This window comes from Rhodococcus sp. NCIMB 12038 (assembly GCF_002165735.1).
Classification (GTDB): domain Bacteria; phylum Actinomycetota; class Actinomycetes; order Mycobacteriales; family Mycobacteriaceae; genus Rhodococcus_F.
In genome coordinates, this window is sequence record NZ_NHML01000026.1 from 16964 (window position 1) to 39320 (window position 22357).

Sequence of the window (22357 nt, forward strand, 5' to 3'; positions counted from 1 at the left end):
ACCGCAGAGACGAAGGAGACAGTGACACATGACGATTACGCCAGCAGCCCACAAGAAGGCAATCGAGACCGCACGAAAGAATGCGGAAGCACTGGCGCAGAAGGCAATCGAAACACGAGTCGCACTTGTCGGAGCCATCGGGGAAGCAGTAGAAGAGCTTGCCGCACTCGATTCCGCACGCGAGGCAGCGCTAGATGCAATCAGGACAGCCCACGAGAACGCAATCGAAGGCGGATGGACGGCCAAAGAGCTCGCAGCCATGGGCTACACCGCCCCGAAGAAGCGGAAGAACGCCTCCAGTAAGGCCGCGCGTGGTGGCGCCAGCAAGGCCGCGACTGAGACAACCGACGTCGCAGATGCTGCTGCATCGCAAGGAGGAGATCAGCCGCCGAGCACCGACGGGCAGGTCTCCAGTGAGCGCGAACCTGAGCATTCCTACAGCTAGGAAGCAGTCCTGTGGTGTGGCCCCGGCCTCTCGAGCGTCGTCCTCCCGATCCTTGTCGGAAGACGGCGCCCGAGCGCTACCAGGAGCTTCTCCGGATCGGCATATGTGCCGGAGTCAGAACCGCATGTCAGAGGGTGCCGTCACGATGTTCACGAGAAGGAGGTGGCATGACCAGTACACAGACGTCTCCGCAGCAGTGGGCACGGGGCATGCTCGTCCCCGGCCGGGCAGCAGTGCTGGACGTTGAGTCGACCGACCTCGACGGTTCGATCATCGAGATCTGCGTTTTGGACGCCACCACCGGCAATCCACTGCTCGAAACCCTGGTTGATCCCGGCGAAGTTCCGATCCACCCGGACGCCTATGCCGTGCATGGAATTACCCCGGCCGATCTGATCGGCGCACCCGGCTGGTCTACGGTCCACCAGGCGCTCATTGCGGTCACTGCTGGCCGAGTGACCCTCTCCTACAACAGTCAGTTCGATCAGGTCCGCGTTCTCCATGATTGTGCTCGGCACAGTCTCGACCCCGCGCACCTCGCCGACCCAGAGATGTGGGGATGCATCATGCGAATGCGATCGCAGGCCGAGGGCACCGAGAAGAGCATTCGGCTCGATGGCGGACACCGAGCCCGCAGCGACGCCGCGGCCGCCCGCACCATCCTGCTTAGCATCGCCGAGGGCCCCTCCGTGCCGACAACCCCCACTTCCCACTCTCGGCTTTAGCCCACCAAAAGAGCCTCCTTGCCATTCAGCCAGAACACCACCCGCCGGACGAAAGTGCTATTCGCCTCCGCCGCTACCGCAGTTCTCACCGGCTGCGGCACCGTCTCCGCTATCGAGGCGCAGACCCGCCCAAGCACCCCACCAGTAGTCCCGACCGCCGACATGGTGGCCAGCCCAACTCCTGACGTCGCGCAGACCCTCGCCGCCCTGGAAACACTGCCGGTCAAAGGCCGCGCACCCAAAACCGGCTACACGCGAAACGAATTCGGCCAAGCATGGTCCGATGACGTCACCGTCGCAGGCGGACACAACGGGTGCGACACCCGCAACGACATCCTTGGCCGCGACCTCATCGACCGAACCTACAAGGACGGCACCAAGAACTGCGTGATCCTCACCGGCACCCTCAACGACCCATATACCGGCAAGACCATCGCGTTCACCCGCGGCAAGGACACCTCGAGCTCGGTGCAGATCGATCACGTCGTCGCGCTCTCCGACGCCTGGCAGAAAGGCGCCCAACAGCTCGACGACACCACCCGCCGCAACCTGGCCAACGATCCCCGGAATCTCCTCGCCGCGGACGGCCCGGCGAACCAGCAAAAAAGCGACGGCGACGCCGCGACCTGGCTGCCTGCCAACAAGAGCTTCCGGTGTGTTTACGTTGCAAAGCAGGTCGAGGTCAAGGCTGCATATCAACTCTGGGTCACCCAAGCCGAGAAGGACGCGATTGCTCGTGTCCTTTCTGCATGCGGCTAGGGGTGATCTCGCTACAGGGGTGCGGCCGTCAACGGTCGAGAAGATCGTGCGCGCCCACTCGGCGGGCTCCGCGGGGGCAGATAGCGTGGCGGGCCCGTCGCCGCGTCGAAGTGGTGCACGATGACCGTGACGGCGAATCCGGCTGCCGCGGGGAACCACTCCTCGGCTGCGACCTCGAACGGTGCGATGGAGGTGTGGATCCGCCGATCCCCTTGCGGTGTCTCATGAGGCCAGCTCCCGCTAACGACCATTTCTGGGGCACCTCACGATCCGAGCACCGGCTCTCCCTCTCGCTGCGACCGCGCGGATTAGAACGGGAAGATGGGATTCGAACGAGGCTGTAGCCCCGGCTCCCTCATCGTCACGCTCGCCGTCGCGGCGATCTGGTCGGTCTTCCAATGACGCGTGACGTCCTCGACGAGGGTTCGCGAACGCGAGCAGTTCGCCTGACTCCGCCCTACTAGGAGCTCTTGAAGAGAGAGTTCTTCGTCGAGGAAGCCGGCACGACCTCCAGCCGCTGTAGCTCAGCACCGGCACCGGTGACGTCACCGTCAGCTTGGTCGAGTATTTGCAGGCCTTTCTCGACTGCGCGCCAGTCCGCTGACAGATCGAAATATCCCAGGAGATCAACGACCTCGGCGACCCACCGTTTCGCGCCGCGTCTGTCACGTCGCAGCTGGGCGTAGTAGGTCATCATGGCGTCGCTCACCGACTTCTTGCGCTGCCCCCACTTCTCGCCCTTCCGGGCCGCCTCACTGGCCAGTTGCCACAGTTGTGCAACGTCGACGTGCCGATCCAGCACCGGTTCCCTCACACCTGGCACAGTAGCGATCCAACAGGACAGGTGATAGCGAACTGCTGTATGTAGCCGATCGGCTATCGCCCAGCGCTTGGCGCACCCCGATGCGGCAGTCGGAGCAAGATCGAATCCAACCCGGCACATATCGGCGGCTTGCACACCGAAACTCGCGGCTTGCACACCGAAACCGGACGGGTTAGTCATGTCTTATGACCGAGAATCCGGGAACCCGCGGGGGTCTGCAGGTGGGTGACCGTGTCAAGGTGCACGCCGAAGGCACATCGGTGTTCGTCATTGTGAGCGTCGAGGGTGAGGACGCGCTGATCGAGTCCGTCGACGAGACGGCGCCGGGCCGCTTCCCGTTCCACTGCAAACTGTCGCGGCTCGTGCCCGCTGAGTCGTAGCCGCGTTCTCTGCTCGCGGTCCTGGACGGCTCGGCGGCGGATCGTGCACGGTGGGGTTGGGGCAGCGCTGCGGATTTCGGGGGCCGGCCTGCTCTGTCCTCGATTCCGCGGCAGACAGAGGCTCGGCGGATTCCACTGATCGAAGCGAATCCTTTCCCGAGGAGGATTCGATGCCCAGATACGCGTGGAACAAGGCACCACAAAAGGACAAGCGCCGCTACTTCGAGCTGATCAGACAGGGCATCTCGGGAGCGAGGGCGGCAGCAATGGTCGGCGTGTCGCTGAGCTGCGGATCGTTGTGGTTCATCGACGCTGGCAGTGTGTCCTATGTCGAGAGTCCGATCAGTAGCCGCTACCTGAGCCAAGATGACCGTATCGAGATCGCCGACGGGCTGGCCCGCCAGGAGTCGGTCAAGACGATCGCGGAACGCATCGGCAAAAGCTTCCAGTCGGTGTACAAGGAGATCGCCCGCAACCGCAAGCCCGATGGTCGTTACCAGCCTTGGTTCGCCCACAACCAGGCGCACCAGCGTCGACGACGGCCGAAAGTACGCATACTCGCCGACGATGACAGGTTGCGTCAGCTCGTGGCCGACAAGCTCGGCAAGCGCTGGTCACCAGGGCAGATCAGCCGGTGGCTGCGGCGACGCTACCCACGCCGCACAGCGTGGCACGTGTGCGTGGAGACGATATACGAAGCGGTATACCGCGGACTGGTCCTGGCCGCGACTGGCGGGTCGTTGCGCACCGGCCGGACATATCGCCGACGCCGTGGCCGCGGACGGTCCCGGGACGGTTCGCTCAAGCAATCGACGAATCTGACGCCCATCGCACAACGGCCAGCCCACGTGCAATCACGACGCCAGGTCGGGCATATCGAGGGCGACCTCATCATCGGTGCCGGCCAGAAATCCGCAATCGCGACGCTCGTCGAGCGTAAGACACGATTGACCATCCTAGTCGCCATCCGCGGTGGCCACTCCGCTCAAGTCGTCGGGGATGCTCTCATCGAGCGCTTCACGCAGATGCCCGTCTCGCTGCGTCGGTCGCTTACCTGGGACCAGGGCAACGAGATGTTTCACCACGAGCGTATCGTGGCCGCCACCGGCCTGAAAATCTACTTCGCCGATCCTCACTCTCCATGGCAGCGAGGCTCGAATGAGAACACGAACGGGCTTCTGCGGCAGTACTTCCCGAAGGGCACCGATTTGAGCTGCTGGACCCAAGACCAGCTCGACGAAGTTGCCACCGAACTCAACGACCGCCCTAGGCTATGCCTGAATGACCTCACTCCGAACCAGGCTGTGCGACGATGGTGGCCCCTGCACGACTACCCGATGATTCGCCACGACTAGTGGAATCCGCCCTCTCTACCGTCCCTCGGCCGGCCCCCGGCACTGCGATCCGATGTCATCACCCGTGGTGAAAACCGCACTCCGTAGCGGTCAGAGAGGCGGCCAGGAACGGGCGCACCTCGAGCCACTCGTGGATCGGCTTGCCACCCGCACCCGGGGCTGCGGACAGCTCGCCGGCCAGTTCGAGTGCCCGCTCGTGGGTTTCGACGTCGATCACCATCCAGCCGGCGATCAGGTCCTTGGTCTCGGCGAACGGGCCATCGGTGACTGGTGGTTGCCCCTCGCCGTCGTAGCGGACGAACGTGCCCTCCGCGGAGAGTGCCTGACTGTCGACGAACTCGCCGGTGCCCTCCAGCCGAGCGGCGAAGTCGTTCATGTACTGCACGTGAGCGGAGATCTCCTCCGGCGTCCACTGGTCCATCGGCACGTCGTTGACCGATGCCGGCGCACCACGGTAATGCTTGAGCAACAGGTACTTGGCCATCATGTTCTCCCTTGGTGCGGTACGGCCCATTGTGGCCGTTTCACTCCGGGGACGAAGCCGCGCGCGGGTTCTCGACATCCCACAGCGACATTTCCTGGCCATCTTCTCTGTCGGATCTTGTCTCGATGCTTCCCGTCCGGTCGCTGCTGCAGCGAAGTCTCACCGCATGTAAAGCGGAGGGGTCAGACGAACTCGCGGATCCGGGGGAGGACGTGGGCGAGTTCTTCGAAGAGTTCCGGCCATCCGCGGCGTAGCCGGGTGATGCGACCGTGGTCGAGGAAGGCGCCGTCGATCATGTGGGAGACCCGTAGGTGTTGTTCGGGGGTGCCGAGTTGGCGAAGTTTGTCGTAGACGGGGTTCACCGGTAGCTGGTGGTGGGCGATGTATGCCCAGATCTCATCGACGCTCCAGTCCCAGATGGGCCCGAAGACATGTGTTCCGTCGGCTCGGTCGATGAGGCCGCCGTGGTGTCGGCGTTGCTCGGTGGTGTTGGTGCAGCAGCCGTCGCACGTGCGTGTGACGTGGCTGCTGAGTGCGTTGTAGTACAGCGACCAGCGTCCGGTCCCTTTCGGGGATTCGTCGGCGCGTACGCCCCAGATTTCTCCTGGCCCGTGGGCTGCGTGCGCCGCGAGGGAGGGTGCACCGATGAGGATGTCGCGCAGCTTCTGGCTCGTGGCCCGGGTGGGCTGTTGGTGGTCCCACTCGCCGGATTGTGCGAGGACGGTCAGCAGTGGTGGGTCGGCTCGGTGGGGTTCGAGGTTGAGGTTCCAGGTGTCGGCGAGTGCGGTGATATAGGTGTAGGTCTCGGGGTACTCGAGGCCGGAGTCGAAGAACACGACGGGGATGTTCGGTTCGACCTGCAGGGTGAGGTGGAGTGCGACGAGTGAGTCCTTGCCGCCGGAGAAGGCGAGGTATCCGTCGTGGTCGTCGAGATGCCCGGCGATGCGGCCGGTGAGGACCCCGAGGTCGCGGTGGGGCCGGCGCAGTGCCCGGAGAGTGTTCAGGTCCAGGCCGTCGGGTTCGGGCTTGCCCGCCACACGTCCTCCTCGCGGTGTCCGGTTGGTCTCGAGATCTCGCAGTTTCTGTCACACAGTGTCCGCCCGGCGGATCTTCCTCCAGTCGTAGGGGCGTGAAGTCGCCTGGGCATGTGAGGAGTGTGGTGTGGGGAAACTGTGCGAGGTGGCCGGCCGGCAGGACGTCGTCGCGGCGGCATTCGCGTCGACGAAGACGCGCGAGGTAGTCGAGGTGGCGAGGGTGGGCCGGTGTGCGAGATGCGCGGCGTCCCCGGTTCGGGTGGAGGCGGTGGCCAAGGTGGTGTCCCGAACGTTCACGGGTTACGACTGCTGGAAAGCGCCCGCGGAGGGTGGGCTGTGCACGTCCTGCGCCTGGGCCTACCGGCACCCGGATCTGCGCAGAAGCATGCATGTGGTCACCACACGACCAGCAATGAGGGCAGTGACCGCGGCGGATCTCGAACGGATCTTGTCGCGGTCACTCGAGCCGGATACCGCCGTGGTGGTGCCCTTGCGGCCCGGCCGAAAGCACATCCTGCCGCACGCGCGGTGGGGCGGGATTGCTGTCGAGTTTACCGACCGCAGATATATCCGTACACGCCGTTCGTCCTGCGCGACTTTCGGGATGTCCCGTGGTTGTTTACCGACCAGGGTTCGGGATGTTCGTCATGTTCAGACAGAGACTCGAAGGGCGTGTGGCGATGCGAGTGGTGGTAGGGGACCTCCGGGTTCAGCGGATCGACCGGCGAAATGGGAGGCGGTCGTGGACGATCGTCTGGCCGGAGGGAACGGAGCATCGCGAGGCGGACCGGTTCCTGCGCGAGCACGACGGGTCGGGCACCCAACGGACCTATTCCTACTTGTTGGTGGATCACCTGCGCTGGCTCGAGCGCGAGTGCCTGGCGTTGGACAGAGTGGTGCTGCGGGATCTCGAGCGGTACATGGGCATCGTCGGCGCCGAGGTGGCGATGCCGTTGGGCGAGCCGTGGCGGGTCGGGAAACGCCCGTACGGGCATGCGGCGCTGTCGACCACGGCAGCCTGTCTGAAGGGCTTCTATCTGCATCAGGCGGCGCTCGGGGTGAACGCCGAGCTCGGTCGGAGACTGGATAGAAGTCGGCTGCCGACGCGGGCGGATCGACGCCGCACATTCTTGGGGCACACGACGACGTCGATACCGGCAAATCCGCTCGCGCCGACGGGACCTCGCCGCCGACATCCGAAGATGCTGCCCGACGGCGCACGGGAGAAACTGCTCGAGACGGTGAACTCGGCCCGCGACCGCATGGTGGTGACCTGGTTGGCCGACGGCGGGCTGCGGATCGGCGAGTTGTGCGGGCTGCACCTGGTCGACCTGCACCTGCGGGAGAACGCGGCCTGCGGCCAGTGCCGTTCCCCGCATCTGCACGTTTGTTACCGCCCCGGCAACCCGAATCGGGCCGAGGCCAAGACCAAGCATCCCTGGCGCCTCGAGAACGGCACGGTGACCGGCGGGCTGATCAAGCGGGTCAGCCCCGCCATGATCCACTCCTACTTCGACTACATCACCACCGAATATCCGCGTGGACGAACCGATCACGGAATGCTGCTGGTTCAGCTGCACGGCAGGGCCGTCGGGCAGCCGTGGGCTCCGGTCGCCGCCCGGCGGGTGCTGCGCCGGGCAGGAGACCGCGCCGGCCTGGGACCGGTGAAACCCCATGCGTTTCGGCATTCGTTCACCTCGGCCGTGCTCGACGCCTCCGGCGGCAACCTGTTGATCGCCCGTGACGCAGGCGGCTGGGCCTCGGCGACGATGGTCGACGAGGTTTACGGGCACGTCGATGTCCACGACCCGGCCTTTGACGCGGCGTTGCGGCGGGTGTGGGGAGAAGGGCGATGACGGCCGGGAGAACCCGTGCCGGATCGCCGCACTCGTGTCGGGATCGTCCGGACCGGGGCGGCCGCGACCGGCTCGAGATTCTCACGGCGCTGATCGGCGGCCCCGACTTCGACCCGATCTTCCGGTTGGACGTGATCCGGATTCCGCAGCAACACCCTGTCTACCGGTGGGAGTGCGTTGTCGAGCGGTGCGAGCGGACCCGCGCCAACTCCACGGACTTTTGCACGGAACATCTCTTGTTGCGAGCGAAGGACCGAGAACGTGGCGGCGGTAAGGCCGCGTTCCTCACCGCCGCAGAGGGATTGGAGCGATACGTGCGGATCGAGGAGCTGATTTGCCGGGTGTGCCCAGACCGGCCCGCCGCGCAGTCCGACCTGCTGCTGTGCCAGCGACACATGAGTCGGTGGCGCGAGCACCGGAAGTCCGCCGGTGAGTCCGACGACTTCGACGGATGGCTCTCCGGGCAGCGGCCGCTGCCGGGCTACGGATCCTGCCTGGTGGCGGTGTGTGTGAACCTCGCCGAGTCGCCGCTGGGGTTGTGTCTCTGGCACAGTCGGCGGTACCAGCGTGAGCACCGACCCGGCGCGGCGGTGTTGCCGCCGACGTGGTGGCACCGCTACGAGCGGTACGGCCGGCCGGTCCCGGTCGGATACGACGACGAGGAGGCGTTCGGTCGCTGGTGCGCCACCGTGCGCGCATCCCCGTGGCCGGGACAGATCAACCTGCTCGGGTTGCGGCCACTGGTGCGGGCCGAAATTCAATGGGGCCTGTTCATCCACACGCAGCGAGTCCGACCCAGCCGGTGGGAACTGGGCTGGCTTCGCTCACTAGTGGCGACGTGCCGAACCCTCGAAGTGGAGTCGTTGATCGGGTTCGAGATCGGCGCCGGTGGATCGGTGGAGTTTCCCGGCTCCATGGTCAAGGAGATCCTGCACGAGCTTCGGATGGTCTACTTCACCCCTGCCCAGGCGAAAGAGGCCGGATTCCTTGAGACCGAGCACTTCGGGGTGCGGTTCAAGCGGCGGGCCAGTCACATCGACCTCACCGGCATCGGCCCAACTTGGTTGCGGGATCTGGTCTGGGACTACCTCGCCGACCTGCTGCAATCGCCGCGCTGCCCACGTTCCGGCCACGTTCACGATGGGCTGCTCAGGGCAGCAATGGAACTGGGCACATTCCTGCAACACGATGCCCCCGACGGCGGGAACGATCCCACCCTGTTGCAGGGCGATCACATGCGTCGATTCGTCACCGACCAACGCCGCCGTGAACGCGACGGGTCGCCGTCGCTGGCCATCAAGCGACCTGACGGGACTGCCAGCGTCGTCACCACTACGACACGGTCGACGGTATTCAATGCGCTACGCAAGATGCTGCGCGCCGCGATGGACAGCGGTGCCGCCGACCGGATCGGTCTGGGGCGGGAGTTCATCGTCGCACTTCCTACGGCCGGGACATCAACGGGCCGGACCGCGCGGCGACCATTTCCCGACGAGGTCGCTCGCGCGCTCGCCGATCCGGAAAATCTGCGGCGACTCGACGAGGTCCACGATCCGCTGGACCGCGGGCTGCGTGATATGTGGGAAACGACCGTCACCACCGGTCGTCGCATTGGAGAGGTGCTGCAGCTCCGCTGGGACTGTCTGGGCCGCTACGGCGGCCTACCGATGTTCTGGCACGACCAGACCAAGGTCGGCAACTATGACGTCGCGATCCGGATCCCCGAGCGTCTCCACGAGGTGCTGGCTGAACGCCAACGCAAGACCCTGGATCGATTCGTCGCCGAGCACGGGCGCCGACCCACCGACACCGAACGCGGTCGCCTGGCGCTGTTCCCGACGCCGCAGCGCAACCCCGAAGGCACCGTCGCGTTGACCCATTCCTTTTTTCACAGAAACTTCAGCGCGTGGGTCGATTCGCTCGAAATCGGCCGATGGGTGCCCCACCAGGCCCGCCATACGCTGGCCACGAATTTGCTGCGCGCCGGCGCAAGCTTGACCCACATCCGCACCTATCTGGGCCAGGTCAGCGATCGGATGGCCGAACACTATGTGCACCTGTCGCATTCGGATCTCGAGGACGTACTGCAACAGGTCTGGGTCGCCGGTCCCGGCGCCGCCCACCCCGGCGAACTCCTCGCCGGCGACACCGCACCGATGACCCGCACGCAGGCCCAGACGCTGGCGATCGACCTGTCCCGGCGCAGCACCCCTGCCGAAGGCGGCTTCTGCACCTTCCAACCCGTCGTCGACGGCGGTGCCTGTCCCTGGGCGCTGAACTGCCACGGCTGCGACAAGTTCGTCCTGTCCGGAGCGGACTTGCTGTATTGGCGACGCAAACGCGAGCAATGGCGACAACTCGCCGAGGGTGCACCCGACGACGCCACCGCCGACTACCTGCACCAGCACTTCGAGCCCACCGCCCGCGCCATCGACGGACTCGAGAAGGCCCTGGCCGGGCTTGGCCTGCTCGACCAGGCGCTCGCGCTGGACCTTCGCAAACCCCAGGACTACTTTCACCGGGTCTGGTCAACCGCCTTCCGTGCCACCGACCTCACCGGCGCCATAACAGCAGCACCCGACGAGACCGACGAGACCGACGGAGAAGCCAGCGCATGAGCAGTAGCCAAAACCCACCCCAAACCCGCACCGCCGCCGCGCTGATCTCCCGGCGCCGCGACGCCCAGGCCGCGGTCGACCGCGTTCATGAGGCCATTGCCCGACTGCACCGAGAACCGGCCCCGGTCACCGTCGCCGCCGTCGCCCGCCGCGCAGGTGTCTCTCGGACGTTTCTCTACACCAACCCCGCGGCCAGAACCGCAGTAGAAACCGCGAAAGCCGACACCGGCCAACAGTCCCGCCACCCGGCTGCCCACCAGCACGACCAGCACGAGGCGACCTGGCGAGAGCGCGCTCTCAACGCCGAAAACGGGCTCAAGACCGCGAACGCCGAAATCCTGGCCCAACGCAACCGCATCGGCGAACTCCTCGGCCGAATCCGCGACATGGAAGCCGAATGGAGCGAGGAAGCCATCCACCGCATCACTACCGAGAACACCACACTCAAACAGCGGGTCCGCCAACTCACCACCGACAACCGCAACCTCGATGAGCGGTTGACTGCTGCCCGTTCCAACCTGCGGTTTCAAGACCGGCGTATCGCCGACCTCGAGACCCGCCTGGCAGATCCGACCACCATCCAGTGATCACCGATCTAACTCCAACACAATCTGATTCAACTCCACGGGACGTTGTCGACCGAACGGCACCCGGATACCTGGGGACGGTGGACGCACCGCTGGGCTGAGCTCGAACGAGAAAGTGGTCCGACACGCCCGCATCAACAACCCGTGACATCATCGCGCACATGTACGCTTCGAATACGCGCAGGCCAGAAGCGAAATGCGGTGTCCGCGGTCGGTAAAGTCGACGACATGTGCCTGCCCTGGACGTCGCGTGATGTCGTGGCGGTGACAGCGATGCGTCAACTGCGGGCGCTGGGGTTCGGTGCCCGGATGCTCGCCGAGCCTGCGGCCCCGTATCCGGTGCTCGCCAAGATCTCCCCCGGGCGGTGGCCGGCGGTCTTCGCGGACTGGGATCGTCTCGCCCCGTACCGCCAGATCGGGCAGTGGTGGGAGCTCGCACTGCAAGCCACCCTGTCGGCGAGTGCGAAAGGAACGAAATGACCAGCCCGACCGATCGATGGCTCGCGGCCGCACCGGCGGGGCTGCCGCCGCTCGAGGGTCCGGCGTCGACGGCTGAACGCCTCCTGTTGTTGTTGCACTACGGGATCGACTGGGATTCGGGATGGGTTGGTCGGCGGCGGGAAACGTACTGGACCCAGCACCTGCCGAACCGTGTTCGGGTCGCCACCTATATCGGTGGCGGCGATCTCGATCGGTGGTGGTCGGTGGTCTCACGGTCCCTCGAATCGGAACCGACGAACACCGACCAACGGCTAGAGCTGGCGACGTTGCTGCGTGAGGAGTCCGAGCCGGTGCTGACGTTGCTGCGTGAGCGTCCCACGTCGTACGTGTTGCGCACGCGGATCGTCGCCGAGGCCGTGGCCGCCGCTCGCACTTCGGGAAGGAAGAAATGATGAGGTCGACGGTGCGCTGGGATGTCGAGCTGACCGCGCTGTCCTCGATCTCCCAGAAGGGGGAGGACTCCGGAACGACGACGACACTGTTCCGGCGCGAGCCGGTGATCCAGCCGGACGGAAGGCCGGTGCTGGTGCCGATCGTGTCCGGGAACTCCCTGCGCGGCGGGTTGCGCAGGATTGCCGAGGAACTGTTCCGCGATGTCATCGGCTACGAACAGCAGATCCCACTCTCGGCGGCGCACGCGCTACGCAACGGCGGCTCTCTGACGAAGGTCACCGGCGACGGTCTGACCGGTCGTCGGCGGCAGCGACTGCGGGAGCTGGTTCCCCCGATCGGGGTGTTCGGCGGCAACGGCGGAGGTCAGCCACCGATCGACGGCTGCCTGAAGGTGGGCAAGGTCATCCCGCGGGTGCGTGAGACCGAGACGATCATGACCCGGGCGTATGACGGCCGGTTGATGAGTCAGTTCGAGTTGGTCTCCCTGGAGAGCTACAGCCGATTCGACGACAGCGACACCCGGACGTTCCCCGAATCCTCCGCCGGGAGCGGAGAAGGCAAAGATGTCGGCTCGTCGATGCTGATGCGATTCGAGGTCGAAACACTTCCTGCGGGAACCCGTTTCGAAACGTTCTTGCGGCTGGACCGGGCCACCCCTCTCGAAATCTCGTTCTTCACCGATGTGTGGGGCAGATTCGCGCGTGACGGATTCCTCGGAGGGCGCAGCGCGATAGGTCACGGGCGGGTCCGCGCCGAATCGGATCAGGTGGTGTTGGCCGGCCCGGACCCGCAGGCAGTGGACTGGCGCGTCGAGCTCGCACCACTGCGCGATGAAGTCATCGAAGCATTGTGCTGGCTGACATGACGGGCACCGAGGAGATGGCACCGTTCCTGGTGCGGGCGCACCTGTCGTCGGGACTGGCGCACGCGACGCCGTGGGGAATCAGTCTCGACGGGATCCTCGCCGCCGAACTGTGGGCCGATCACAAGGCCGCGGCACTCGACCGAGGCGAGTATGTGCCGGCGCTGACACCCGCGTGCGCCCCGCCCGACCTCGAGCTGCCACTGGCGCGATGCGAGCTCGCCGGCGAGGACTGGCATTGGTGCGCGACGTGCTCGTTCCCCGAGGACCCGGCCGGTGATCCCGTGGTGCGGCACTGGGCGTCGCGGGCCGATCACCGCGGGCTCGAGCAACTCAGTCACACGCTGCCGGCGGTGATCTCGGATCGACAGGGCCGCTACCGGGCCCGCTACATGCCCCTGATGATCACCAGCACTCGCACCGTCACCTGGCGCGGAGTCGGAGATCTCGACGCCGTCGCCACGATCTTGGGTGGCCTGGATGTCATCGGCAAGAAACGGGCCCATGGTGAGGGCCGGGTCCTGCGGTGGGAGTTCGAACACTGCCCCGCCGCCGACCGGTGGGCGTCGGCGCACCTACATAGCGACGGCACTCTCGGGCGCACCACACCACCAGCTTGCGCGGCCGATCGCGTGGACCCGGAATCGGCCGGCTTCGGGTTGGCCGGCCTGCGGCCACCGTACATGCACCCGACCCGAATGAGGCAACTCCACCTACCTCGGTGAGCCGCCGCGTGGTGCGGCGGTTCGCCGACTATTCGGAGCGCGGGAGGTCGGGCACAGCGACTGGTTCGGGCAGCGTCCAGCGAGCGAGTGGGGTATTCGATCCGTTCGGAGGATAGAGCGCAACCTCGGTGATCGACACGTCGTCGGTCAGCTTGTCTCCGATTCCGGGGAACAGGACGAGGCCTTCGGCGTGGCCGTCGAGGGCGTTGTTCCCGATCGCGGTGGGAATGTTGCCCCAGGAATCACTGCCATTGATGGTCTGTCCGCTGAGTGTGCGGACCTTCCAGTTGGTCGATGTCGCGTTCAGGGTCCCGGAGTCGACATCGAGCACGATCGGGAACAACAGTATTCGCGGCTCTCCCATGGAGGTCTTTTCGATCAGCTGGGGTTCTTTCACCTCGATGCGGGCAGTGACGTCGGCGGCGGTAATAGTCTGAGCGGTTCCGCCGATGGTGTCCGAGCCATCCGACGACGAGATCGTGGTCTGGTTGGTTGCCGCGGTCGTGGTCGTAGATCCAGTGGTGGTCATTGCAGCGGAGGTAGCGGTATGACTAGTGGGAGCGGCCTGTTCGTCGCCATCACCGCACCCGGACAGGGCCAGTCCCAGTGCGGTGCAGGCAGCCACGGCCGCAATCGTGGTTCTGCGAATGATCATCGTTCATTCCCCTTTTCTCCCCTGGCTGACCGGACGCCCTGCGAACAGGGTCATGGTCAGCCTCCATGTGCGCGTGCCGGTTGTGGCGCGGACGACGCTATCGAGAGTAGCGGTGTGGGACCGGTGTCCTGGTCACGGGCGTCGCGGAATATGTTGGTGTGGACTGTGACCGGCCGAGAACTAGGCCAGAGCGGCATTTCCACCTGCTCTGATGAGTAGTTGATGGTTCGTCGAACACGTTCCATTACGTGATGTCACTCACCACGTACGCCGCGGATCTTCCTCCCAGTGAGAACAACTCGCACTTCGCCGGAGAGGTCACCACGGATATGACAGATAACCCAATCGGACTGGCCCCGGATTGGTCGCTGGAACCTGGTGGGTGTCCCGGAGGTGCGAGTTCGTGTGGAGCTGTCCAGGTCAGGCGTTACCGTCCGCCTCACCGAGACACCATCTGCGGGAAAAGGGAGATGAGCGAGATGACCGATACCGACATACGGCCCAGGATGGAGTTGGACGCTCCGGAGTGGCGCGACTTCGCGCTCTGCCGAGTGACCGATCCGGAAGCGTTCTTCCCCGAAACGGGGGAGAACGGCCGCCCCGCGAAACGGGTGTGCGCGGGCTGCGAGGTTCGCGAGGCCTGCCTCGCCGAGGCGCTCGCCCACGATGAGCGGTTCGGGATCTGGGGTGGGCTGACCGCGGCCGAGCGCCGCAAGCGATACCCGAAGCGTCGCCGGTGACCGCCATGGCCGTGGACTTCGAACACACCAGCCAGGCCGAAGGGCGGCGAGGCACCAAAGCGATCCAACTCGCCCGGTACCTCTGGGATCGGGTCGTGCCCCGGCCGACCTGCTGTCACTACGGGCGCAACAGCTTCGCCGACTTGCGCGGCCGGTGGGCATTCATTCGCCACGTTTGGCTGGAGACCAGTTATGGCACAGCGATTTTGCCGAAGCAGAAGACGCGGTGGGCGCGGGCGGATACGGAGCATTCCGCTGCTGCTCGCGCGCGCATGCCGAGCGGGACTTGTGGATGTCGCCGACGCAGCCGGAGCCGGAGCCGGAGCCGGAGGCTGATGGGACCTGTCGTAATGGAGAACCGGCGAATGGGGGGAAGCGATGAGTGACGTGTTCATCCTCGGCGTGGCATTGGCCTGCGGTGTAGGTGTTCTGGGGTTGGTGGTCGCCCTGTACGGGGGAGTGGAGCCGAGCCGTACGTGCCTGTGTGTAGTCGGTGCGGACACACCGAAGCGTGTGACACTGGGTGGTCTTGACTAGGTCGCTCGGGTCGGTGCCCCGCACGGTCGATGGTGCTGGTGCTCAATCGATTGTGGGCAGGGTTGGTGCATCCAGCGTTGCCGTGGACTCGACCGGGGCCGGTTTAGGAAGTCCGTCGCGATAGAGACGGACCATCACTCCAGCCCGCCTTTCCCCGACGACACGACACGCCGTGACACGCCCGATGCGGAAGCAGTTCGCTATGATTCAGCGGTGTCGCCAGCGACGCCGCTGCTACCGCACCACCCAATTTATCTGTGACACGGCCTCTTCCGTTTGCGCTACGGTCATCGTATGCGTGATCTCCTGGAACAGACCGTCCGCTACCTCGAAGCCCTTTCCGACGCCGCCGTGGATGCGGCGCCCTCCACAGACGCCGGGTTCGTGGCTGAGTTCGCCGAAGCCCTCCGCGAGTGTGCAGAGGCCGTCAAGACAGCCCGCGAGGACCTGATCGGCACTGGTCGCCCGATCAACCCTGTCTACTCGCACCCCGGCGACGAGGACACGCGGCAAGAACTCGCGTCGCGACTGACCGCGCACCTCTTCACCGAGTAGTCCGCTTTCGATGCAGGTCAGTGAAGTTACTCAGACGTACCGGCGGCGCGGCGGAGGGCAACCACCTCGGCTTCGAGGGCGACGATCGCGTGGAACATCGCCTCGGACACAGCATTGCTGTCCTTGCCGAACATCTCGGCAGCCTGCCATATACGGGCGCTGTGCTCACCGCTGGGGCGCAGGATCTTGAAACCATGACTACTGAACGGCTGCGGTTCAGGACTGGTGCGCTGAATCAGATTCATGAGCGCGCAGCGTAGACCTCACCCCCGACAACCTCTCTTCTTAAGATCAGTCCCCGATCGAACGGCTCGTCCGGAGTCATGGCGGAGAACAGGATCGTGCCGCGGCCGGCGATTGTTGACTCCTCCCGCGGGGCCCGTAGACGATCTTTCCGCGTGGTGCCGGGTGGGCGCTCGTCCCGCGTCCCCGGCACAGGGTGCGCCGGGGACGCGGGACGAGCGCAGAACCCCTATTGGCGCAGGTAAACCGTATAATCGAGGAGTCTAATTCGGTAGCGAGACTGACCAACTCGCTCGACTCTGGAGGATTTTCTGTGGCTGATTTGGCGACTGCTGTGACGGTGTTGGATGCGAATGGGCGGGCTGGTGTTCCGTCGTTGTTGATCTCGGGTCCGGGTATGGGTAAGTCGAGTCTGGTGCGGGGGTTGGCGGCGTCGGACGGGGTGCTGTGCGAGACGGTCCTCGGGTCGTTGCGGGAACCGGCCGACTTCGCTGGCCTGCCGGTGGTGCGTGAGCACGGGGTGACGTTGGAGGCTCCGGACTGGGCGAAGCGCATTCACGCCGAGGGTGGTGGCTATCTGTTTCTGGACGAGTTGACGACGAGTCCGCCTGCGGTGCAGGCGGCGATGCTCGCGGTCGCGTTGGACCTGAAGGTCGGTGATCTGCAATTGCCGAAGGGAACGCGGGTGATTGCGGGTGCGAATCCTCCCGATTGTGCTGCCGGTGGGTACGAACTGGAAGCACCGTTGGCGAATCGGTTCTGCCATGTGGAGTTCACTCCGTCTGTTGACGAGTGGTTGGACGGTATGGCGACGGGGTGGGCCACGCCGCCCGCCTCGCGTGCGGTGGCGACGGACGAACAGCGGGTGGCGCTGGTGCGTAGTTCGATCATCGGATATGTCCAGCGCAACCCGGAAGCGCTGGACGCGTTCCCGTCGTCGGCGGCGCGGACCGGGGGAGCGTGGCCGTCGCGCCGCACGTGGGCGATGTTGGCGGCGGTGTTGCCGCATCTGCGTGACGACGACAACGCGGCGATCAATGCGGCGGTGTTCGGGCTGATCGGTGAGGGGACCGGTGTCGAGTTCCTGGAATGGCGCAGGAATGCCGATCTGCCCGACCCGGTAGCGGTGATCGAGAATCCGGAAACGGCGTTCGACTGGCAGTCTCGTCCGGACCTGGTGTGCGCAGTTCTGTCGGGTGTGACGGCGTGGGCTGCGGGGCGGGGCACTGTTGAGGCGTGGCGCAGCGCGTGGGGGCCGCTGATAGCGGCTGCGGAAGCGGGTGCACCTGATGTGGCGGGCGCTGCGGCGCGGACGTTGGCGAAGGCGCGGCCCGCCAAGGCTGTGGTTCCGGCTGCGGCGAAACGTTTCTCCCCGATGTTGGTGGCTGCGGGTCTGGTCGGTGAGGCGGCGTGAGCGCGGTGCGGGTACTCGACCCGGACGAGTTGCGCGCGTTTCGGTTGGCCCGGTTGGTCTCTGCCGAACAGATGCCGTACTTCATGCGGGCGTTGTTCGCGGCCCGGCCGGTGGCTGCGCCGGGGCTGGGCACGTTCGCGGTGGATGCGCAGTGGCGGTTGTATCTCGATCCGGCGTTGCTGGTCGGTGCGAACGCGTGGCCGGCCCCGGTGGCGGGTGCGGTCCTGTTGCACGAAGTCGGGCACCTGCTGCGGGCACATGCCGCGCGCGCCGAGTCCTTGCCGAAGCCGGTCGCGCACCTGGCGTGGAACTACGCCGCCGATGCGGAAATCAACGATGACCTTCTCGCGGCCGGTGTCGGACTGCCCGAAGGGGTGATCACCCCGGAGTCGTTCGGGTGCGCATCGGGAGGCATCGCGGAGGACTACTACACGAACCTGGTCGATCCGTCTCCCCCTCCATCTCCGAACACACCCGCAGACGGCGACGGTGATCCGGGGTGCGGGTCCGGTGCGGGGTGCCCTGCCGTGCCCGGCGAGTTGGGTGCGGCCGGGAATGAGGTCACCGAAGGTCTCGACGGCGCGGAGGCCGACCTGGTGCGGCGGTATGTCGCGCAGGCCGTTCGTGAGTCTTCGGGAAAGGGCAGGGGGAGTGCCCCGGCAGGGTTGGTGCGGTGGGCCGGTGAGGTACTGGCACCGCCGACCGTGGCGTGGGATCGGTTGTTGCGTGCGGTGATCCGGCGTGCGGTGGCGGATCAGGCGGGGCGGACGAACTACACGTATTCGCGACCGTCGCGGCGTGGGATCCCGGGCATAGTCGCTCCGGCGATGCGCGGCCCGTCGATCACGGTCTCGATTGTGGTCGACACCTCGGGATCGATGTCGGCAGACGATCTGGATGCGGCGATGAGTGAGGTTGCCGGGGTGCTGCGGGCTGGCGGTGTGGCACGTGATCGGGTGCGGATTCTGGCCTGTGATGCGTCGAGCACAACGGCGCGGCCGGTTCGGTCCATCGCGGACGTGAAACTGATCGGCGGCGGCGGCACCGACATGCGGGTGGGTATCGAGGCGGCCAATGCTGCGCGTCCGCAGCCGCATGTGGTGATCGTCCTGACGGACGGGGATACGCCATGGCCGGATCGCCCGTCGCGATCGCATCTGGTGTGCGCGGTGATCGGCAGCGACACGGCTGCGGGGCGCACACCGTCGTGGGCATCGACGGTGTACGTGCCTATCGGCGCGGGAGCACGTGCATGAGCGCGGCAGGAAACGGCGACCTCGTCCGCTACGCCGACCGGGTGTTGGCCGGTACCGGGATCACCGCCCACCAGGTCGCAGCGGTAGTGGCAGGTACGGCGACCGATCCGGCGGCGACGGCACTGCGCGCCGGTTGGCGCTGTGCCGCGAATACAGCGCAGGGGAGCGCCGAGGAGCGGGGAGCGGCATGAGCGTGGAATGGTTCGACCTCGCTCAGCGACTCTATGCCGTCGAAACCCGGTCGCCGGTCGCTCGGCTCACGCACACCACGTTCGCGGCGTCCACGGCGGCGCTGGCGGTGCGCGCAGTGGCACGTGGCGGAAGCGTCACCGTGGCAATGGCCGGGTTCGAGGGCCGCGAGGAACGCGCCCGCGACGTGGATGCCCTGGGACTGCTAGCCGCACACGGCGGCACCATCGCGGGGCGCTGCGACCCGGCACCGCTGCTCACCGACGACACCGGCACCCTGCCTGCCCTGGTGACCCTGGCACGGGCACACGCACACCACCCGGACCCGCAGGTGGCCGGAGCGGCGGCCATGGTGGCGTGGTGGGCGGATCGGGCAGACCATCCCGGCACGTCGGCGGTAGTGAATCTGGTGGCCGCGTCGTCGGCGCGGTACGTCCTCGGCACCACCCCGGAGGCCGAACGATCAGCGACCACGTGGCGGCAGTGGCTGCGCATCTGCGATGACAGCGTCAGCGGCTTGCACGAGTGGGCCGCGAAGATCAGCGGCGGACCGCTGCTGCCCCTACTGGAGCCGATTCACGAGGACGACCGCTATTGCTGGGACCGCGCGCTATCGGCAGCGACAGCCGGGCATGACTGGTCGCGCCCGGACAACACCGCCAGCGCCGCCATGGGACTGCGCACCCGGTGCGATGCCGCCGACTTGAAATCCGCTGCTCTACTCGATGATCCGCTCTGGCGACAACGCGCAGTCCATACCGGACACGTGGCGGTCGGGGTGGCATCGGTGACCCCGCCACCGATCCGGTCGCGTCGGCGCAACGCATCGCTGTCGGTGACCTGTGAGCGGCTCGATTCACGGTTGCGCGTCGGCGCCGAGGTCACCGGCTGGATGGGCACCCCAGCGGATAAACCCTTCGAGCGGTTCTGTGTCGAGGTCACCTCGGCACACGTCGTAGAGGGAAAGTTGGTCCTCGGTCTCGGCTCGGTCGGCGCGCACGCCCCCGCACCGGGAGCACGGGTGTGCTTGATGCCCGCGCCGCCGTCCCCGCAGACGATGCGCGCGGGTCGGGGCCGATACTGGCGGCTCTACCGTGCCCGCCGTTCCTGGCTCTCCACCGGCCACACCCCGGTCGCTGCGCGGCGTGAGGTTCCCCTCGACGTGCTGATCGCGGGCGCGGAGGACTAGCTCCGCCAGCCTCGCCCCTACCCGAAAACATTCTGCTTCACACCACCTTTCGTGAAAGGTCGCACCGTCATGCGCATCCTCGCCCCCCGCCCCGACAACCCCAATCCGGCACCGGCGAACGCATCGGAACCCAGGCCGAGCGCGCCGTCGCTCACGCAGTGGCCGGGATCGCAGATCATGTCCGATCCGATCACCGCACGGGTGCTGTTCTCGGTGTGGTCCGGTGACCCCGCCGTGATCGTCCCGTCGCCACCCGGTGCGGGCAAGACCCGACTGGTCGCCCTTCTCGCGGCCGCCTTGGCCCATCGCGCGGATCTGCGCGTCGGTATCGCGGCCCAGACCCGCGAACAGGCACTGGAAATCGCGCGCCGCGTGGGTGCCCTCACCGATCGCGCCGCACTGATGTGGAAAGCGATGCCGCCGAAACCCGACAGCGGGCAGACGCCCGTGGTGTCGGGGCAGAAGGTGCGGTGGCCCGGGAACGGGGGCGGAATCCTGATCGGTACGACCGCCCGATGGCTGTTCTCGGACCCCGACCGGGTCGGCGCCGACGTGTTGATCGTCGACGAATCGTGGCAATGCACCTACGCCGATCTGGGCGCCCTCGGCGCTATGGCCAGGCAGGTGGTCTGTGTGGGCGATCCCGGTCAGATCGATCCGGTGGTGACCGGCGACGTGTCTCGATGGGACGGCAACGATACCGCCCCGAACCTGCCGGGACCGATCGCGCTACTGGCCGCACACGGCGACGCGGTGGGCGTGGTCCGGCTGCGCCACACCTGGCGGCTCGGACCCGGCACCACCGCCCTGATCGGGCCGTTGTTCTACCCCGACCTGCCGTTCACCTCCCGCCGACCCCCGGAGCACCTGACCGACGCCAGCGGTGTGGTGTGGCCCGAGCTGGCGCACCGCCTGGTCACGGTCTGCGGTGGCCCGTCCGATCCGGCGCTGGTGACCGCGTGCGCACAGCGGGCACGGGAACTGCTCGGCGCGGAGCTGGTCACCGCCGAGGACCAGCGACCTATGAGCGCCGCCGATATCGCGGTGGTGGTTCCTCACGTGACGCAGGCGGCGGCGATCCGCGCCCTGCTGTCCGATCACCCGGACGTGCTGGTCGGCACCGCGAACTCTCTGCAAGGGCTCGAGCGTGCCGCTGTGGTGGTGCTGCATCCGCTGGCCGGATACCGCACCGCCGAACCGTTCAACCTCGACCTCGGCCGCGCCTGCGTGATGCTCTCCCGCCACCGCGCCCACATGAGCGTCGTCATCGATGACGCGAGCGCGGAGGTACTCGCCTACACCGAACCCTCGACCGCGCACGCCGGCAATACCGCCCTGTTGGCCGCGCTGCACCACACTCCCGCTGTGTAGCAACCCATCACAACGAAAGGAGATTTGGACAATGTGCGATGAAATCATGACCGCATACCACGCAGAACGACTGCCGGACGTCGACTCACCAGCCCAGCTGGCGGCCGCATTCGCGGGGAGGACCCGACCGAACTTCACCTACGAGTACGACGACGATTCCCAGGTCCACGACAACGGTGTCCGCGCGCTGCGGGCAAGCGACGGGCTGACCACCTACGCCCGCACATGCAATACCGATCAGGAGGAGGCCATCACGGTCTTCGGGGACTTCCTCGGCGATCTGCACCATCTAGCCGATGCGATGGGCGTCGACTGGGACGAAGCACAGCGAAGGGGAGCGGTCCACTACACCGCCGAGTTGTACGGCGCGGACTAACGGAACTGACGGCTGGACGGTCCCACGGACCCGTACGGCCGGCGGTCCCCGGCACCGGGTGCGCCGGGGACCGGGTACTTCCCGATTCCCATGCGGTCATCACACGCATCGACCGTGCTGATTGATGCGTGTCACTCTGCGGGCCCACCTGCGTTTTATTCCGCGTGTCGACCTGCGGGTCAAAATGCGTGTAGACACGCGAGTAAAGATGCGTGTGATTCAGCGAGTACTTCTCTAGCATGAATGCCGAAGGCCCCGGAAATACGCGGCCGTATGCGGGTTGGT

Annotated in this window: 24 protein-coding genes and 2 pseudogenes; 20 read left to right on the forward strand and 6 right to left on the reverse strand. The window is 66.3% G+C overall.

What is annotated here, in order from left to right; genetic code table 11:
* The first annotated feature begins 28 nt into the window (after positions 1-28).
* The 3 genes and pseudogenes from CA951_RS31390 to CA951_RS31400 form a co-directional block, all read left to right on the forward strand.
* The gene (locus CA951_RS31390) at positions 29-445 is read left to right on the forward strand and encodes a hypothetical protein (RefSeq protein WP_087560589.1); all 417 of its coding nucleotides are present in this window, start codon (positions 29-31) and stop codon (positions 443-445) included.
* A 167-nt stretch (positions 446-612) separates the two neighbouring features.
* Entirely contained in the window at positions 613-1170 is a 558-nt protein-coding gene (locus CA951_RS31395; protein WP_087560590.1) for a 3'-5' exonuclease, read from the forward strand.
* A 54-nt stretch (positions 1171-1224) separates the two neighbouring features.
* Positions 1225-1926 (forward strand): annotated as a pseudogene (locus CA951_RS31400) (HNH endonuclease family protein); the annotation flags it as partial.
* Between the two features lie 30 nt (positions 1927-1956).
* On the opposite strand, the pseudogene CA951_RS44570 reads toward CA951_RS31400, so the two are convergent.
* Positions 1957-2180 (reverse strand): annotated as a pseudogene (locus CA951_RS44570) (hypothetical protein); the annotation flags it as partial.
* A gap of 209 nt (positions 2181-2389) precedes the next feature.
* Positions 2390-2743 (reverse strand): hypothetical protein, encoded by a 354-nt coding sequence (locus tag CA951_RS31410; RefSeq protein ID WP_087560592.1) that lies wholly within the window; start codon positions 2741-2743, stop codon positions 2390-2392.
* A gap of 194 nt (positions 2744-2937) precedes the next feature.
* Here CA951_RS31410 and CA951_RS31415 point away from each other — a divergent pair, with 194 nt between their 5' ends.
* Positions 2938-3132, forward strand: coding sequence for a hypothetical protein (locus CA951_RS31415; protein ID WP_087560593.1), 195 nt, complete (start codon positions 2938-2940; stop codon positions 3130-3132).
* Between the two features lie 170 nt (positions 3133-3302).
* Positions 3303-4487, forward strand: coding sequence for an IS30 family transposase (locus CA951_RS31420; protein WP_087560594.1), 1185 nt, complete (start codon positions 3303-3305; stop codon positions 4485-4487).
* Between the two features lie 58 nt (positions 4488-4545).
* Here the strand turns inward: CA951_RS31420 and CA951_RS31425 are convergent, their stop codons facing one another.
* A complete protein-coding gene (locus tag CA951_RS31425; RefSeq protein WP_087560595.1) occupies positions 4546-4971 on the reverse strand; it encodes a YciI family protein in 426 nt (141 codons plus the stop codon).
* 182 nt (positions 4972-5153) lie between these two features.
* Positions 5154-6008, reverse strand: a complete 855-nt coding sequence (locus tag CA951_RS31430) for a phosphoadenosine phosphosulfate reductase family protein (RefSeq protein ID WP_087560596.1) — start codon at positions 6006-6008, stop codon at positions 5154-5156.
* A 644-nt stretch (positions 6009-6652) separates the two neighbouring features.
* Here CA951_RS31430 and CA951_RS31440 point away from each other — a divergent pair.
* From CA951_RS31440 to CA951_RS31470, 7 genes are all read left to right on the forward strand, one after another.
* On the forward strand, positions 6653-7861 hold the full coding sequence (locus CA951_RS31440; protein ID WP_179220382.1) for a tyrosine-type recombinase/integrase: 1209 nt from the start codon (positions 6653-6655) through the stop codon (positions 7859-7861).
* Complete coding sequence (locus CA951_RS31445; protein ID WP_256974162.1) at positions 7858-10479, forward strand: tyrosine-type recombinase/integrase; 2622 nt, start codon at positions 7858-7860, stop codon at positions 10477-10479. Before CA951_RS31440 ends, CA951_RS31445 begins: the two co-directional genes overlap by 4 nt.
* Complete coding sequence (locus CA951_RS31450) at positions 10476-11066, forward strand: DUF6262 family protein (RefSeq protein ID WP_087560599.1); 591 nt, start codon at positions 10476-10478, stop codon at positions 11064-11066. The genes CA951_RS31445 and CA951_RS31450 overlap by 4 nt, the downstream gene beginning before the upstream one ends.
* Positions 11067-11267: 201 nt before the next feature.
* Entirely contained in the window at positions 11268-11546 is a 279-nt protein-coding gene (locus CA951_RS31455; protein WP_256974163.1) for a hypothetical protein, read from the forward strand.
* The gene (locus CA951_RS31460) at positions 11543-11959 is read left to right on the forward strand and encodes a hypothetical protein (RefSeq protein WP_054248682.1); all 417 of its coding nucleotides are present in this window, start codon (positions 11543-11545) and stop codon (positions 11957-11959) included. The genes CA951_RS31455 and CA951_RS31460 overlap by 4 nt, the downstream gene beginning before the upstream one ends.
* On the forward strand, positions 11956-12825 hold the full coding sequence (locus CA951_RS31465; RefSeq protein WP_179220383.1) for an RAMP superfamily CRISPR-associated protein: 870 nt from the start codon (positions 11956-11958) through the stop codon (positions 12823-12825). The genes CA951_RS31460 and CA951_RS31465 overlap by 4 nt, the downstream gene beginning before the upstream one ends.
* Positions 12822-13547: a hypothetical protein gene (locus tag CA951_RS31470; RefSeq protein WP_087560601.1), complete on the forward strand. Its 726-nt coding sequence runs from the start codon at positions 12822-12824 to the stop codon at positions 13545-13547. Before CA951_RS31465 ends, CA951_RS31470 begins: the two co-directional genes overlap by 4 nt.
* Positions 13548-13575: 28 nt before the next feature.
* Here CA951_RS31470 and CA951_RS31475 read toward each other — a convergent pair whose 3' ends face one another.
* Positions 13576-14076 (reverse strand): hypothetical protein, encoded by a 501-nt coding sequence (locus CA951_RS31475; RefSeq protein WP_256974164.1) that lies wholly within the window; start codon positions 14074-14076, stop codon positions 13576-13578.
* A 596-nt stretch (positions 14077-14672) separates the two neighbouring features.
* Between CA951_RS31475 and CA951_RS31480 the strand changes: the two genes are divergently transcribed.
* Positions 14673-14942 (forward strand): WhiB family transcriptional regulator, encoded by a 270-nt coding sequence (locus tag CA951_RS31480; protein WP_011599939.1) that lies wholly within the window; start codon positions 14673-14675, stop codon positions 14940-14942.
* Between the two features lie 831 nt (positions 14943-15773).
* A complete protein-coding gene (locus CA951_RS31490) occupies positions 15774-16034 on the forward strand; it encodes a hypothetical protein (protein WP_087560604.1) in 261 nt (86 codons plus the stop codon).
* Positions 16035-16060: 26 nt separating this feature from the next.
* On the opposite strand, the gene CA951_RS31495 is transcribed toward CA951_RS31490, so the two are convergent.
* Positions 16061-16279 carry a hypothetical protein gene (locus CA951_RS31495; RefSeq protein ID WP_087560605.1) on the reverse strand — a complete coding sequence of 73 codons (219 nt, stop codon included), beginning with the start codon at positions 16277-16279 and terminating at the stop codon, positions 16061-16063.
* A 311-nt stretch (positions 16280-16590) separates the two neighbouring features.
* Between CA951_RS31495 and CA951_RS31500 the strand changes: the two genes are divergently transcribed.
* From CA951_RS31500 to CA951_RS31525, 6 genes are all read left to right on the forward strand, one after another.
* Entirely contained in the window at positions 16591-17691 is a 1101-nt protein-coding gene (locus CA951_RS31500) for an ATP-binding protein (protein WP_087560606.1), read from the forward strand.
* Complete coding sequence (locus CA951_RS31505) at positions 17688-18947, forward strand: VWA-like domain-containing protein (RefSeq protein WP_087560607.1); 1260 nt, start codon at positions 17688-17690, stop codon at positions 18945-18947. The genes CA951_RS31500 and CA951_RS31505 overlap by 4 nt, the downstream gene beginning before the upstream one ends.
* Positions 18944-19138 carry a hypothetical protein gene (locus tag CA951_RS31510; RefSeq protein WP_087560608.1) on the forward strand — a complete coding sequence of 65 codons (195 nt, stop codon included), beginning with the start codon at positions 18944-18946 and terminating at the stop codon, positions 19136-19138. Before CA951_RS31505 ends, CA951_RS31510 begins: the two co-directional genes overlap by 4 nt.
* Complete coding sequence (locus CA951_RS31515; protein WP_087560609.1) at positions 19135-20325, forward strand: hypothetical protein; 1191 nt, start codon at positions 19135-19137, stop codon at positions 20323-20325. The genes CA951_RS31510 and CA951_RS31515 overlap by 4 nt, the downstream gene beginning before the upstream one ends.
* 69 nt (positions 20326-20394) lie before the next feature.
* Complete coding sequence (locus CA951_RS31520; RefSeq protein ID WP_087560610.1) at positions 20395-21696, forward strand: AAA family ATPase; 1302 nt, start codon at positions 20395-20397, stop codon at positions 21694-21696.
* 46 nt (positions 21697-21742) lie between these two features.
* Entirely contained in the window at positions 21743-22072 is a 330-nt protein-coding gene (locus CA951_RS31525; protein ID WP_256974165.1) for a hypothetical protein, read from the forward strand.
* The last annotated feature ends 285 nt before the right edge of the window (positions 22073-22357 follow it).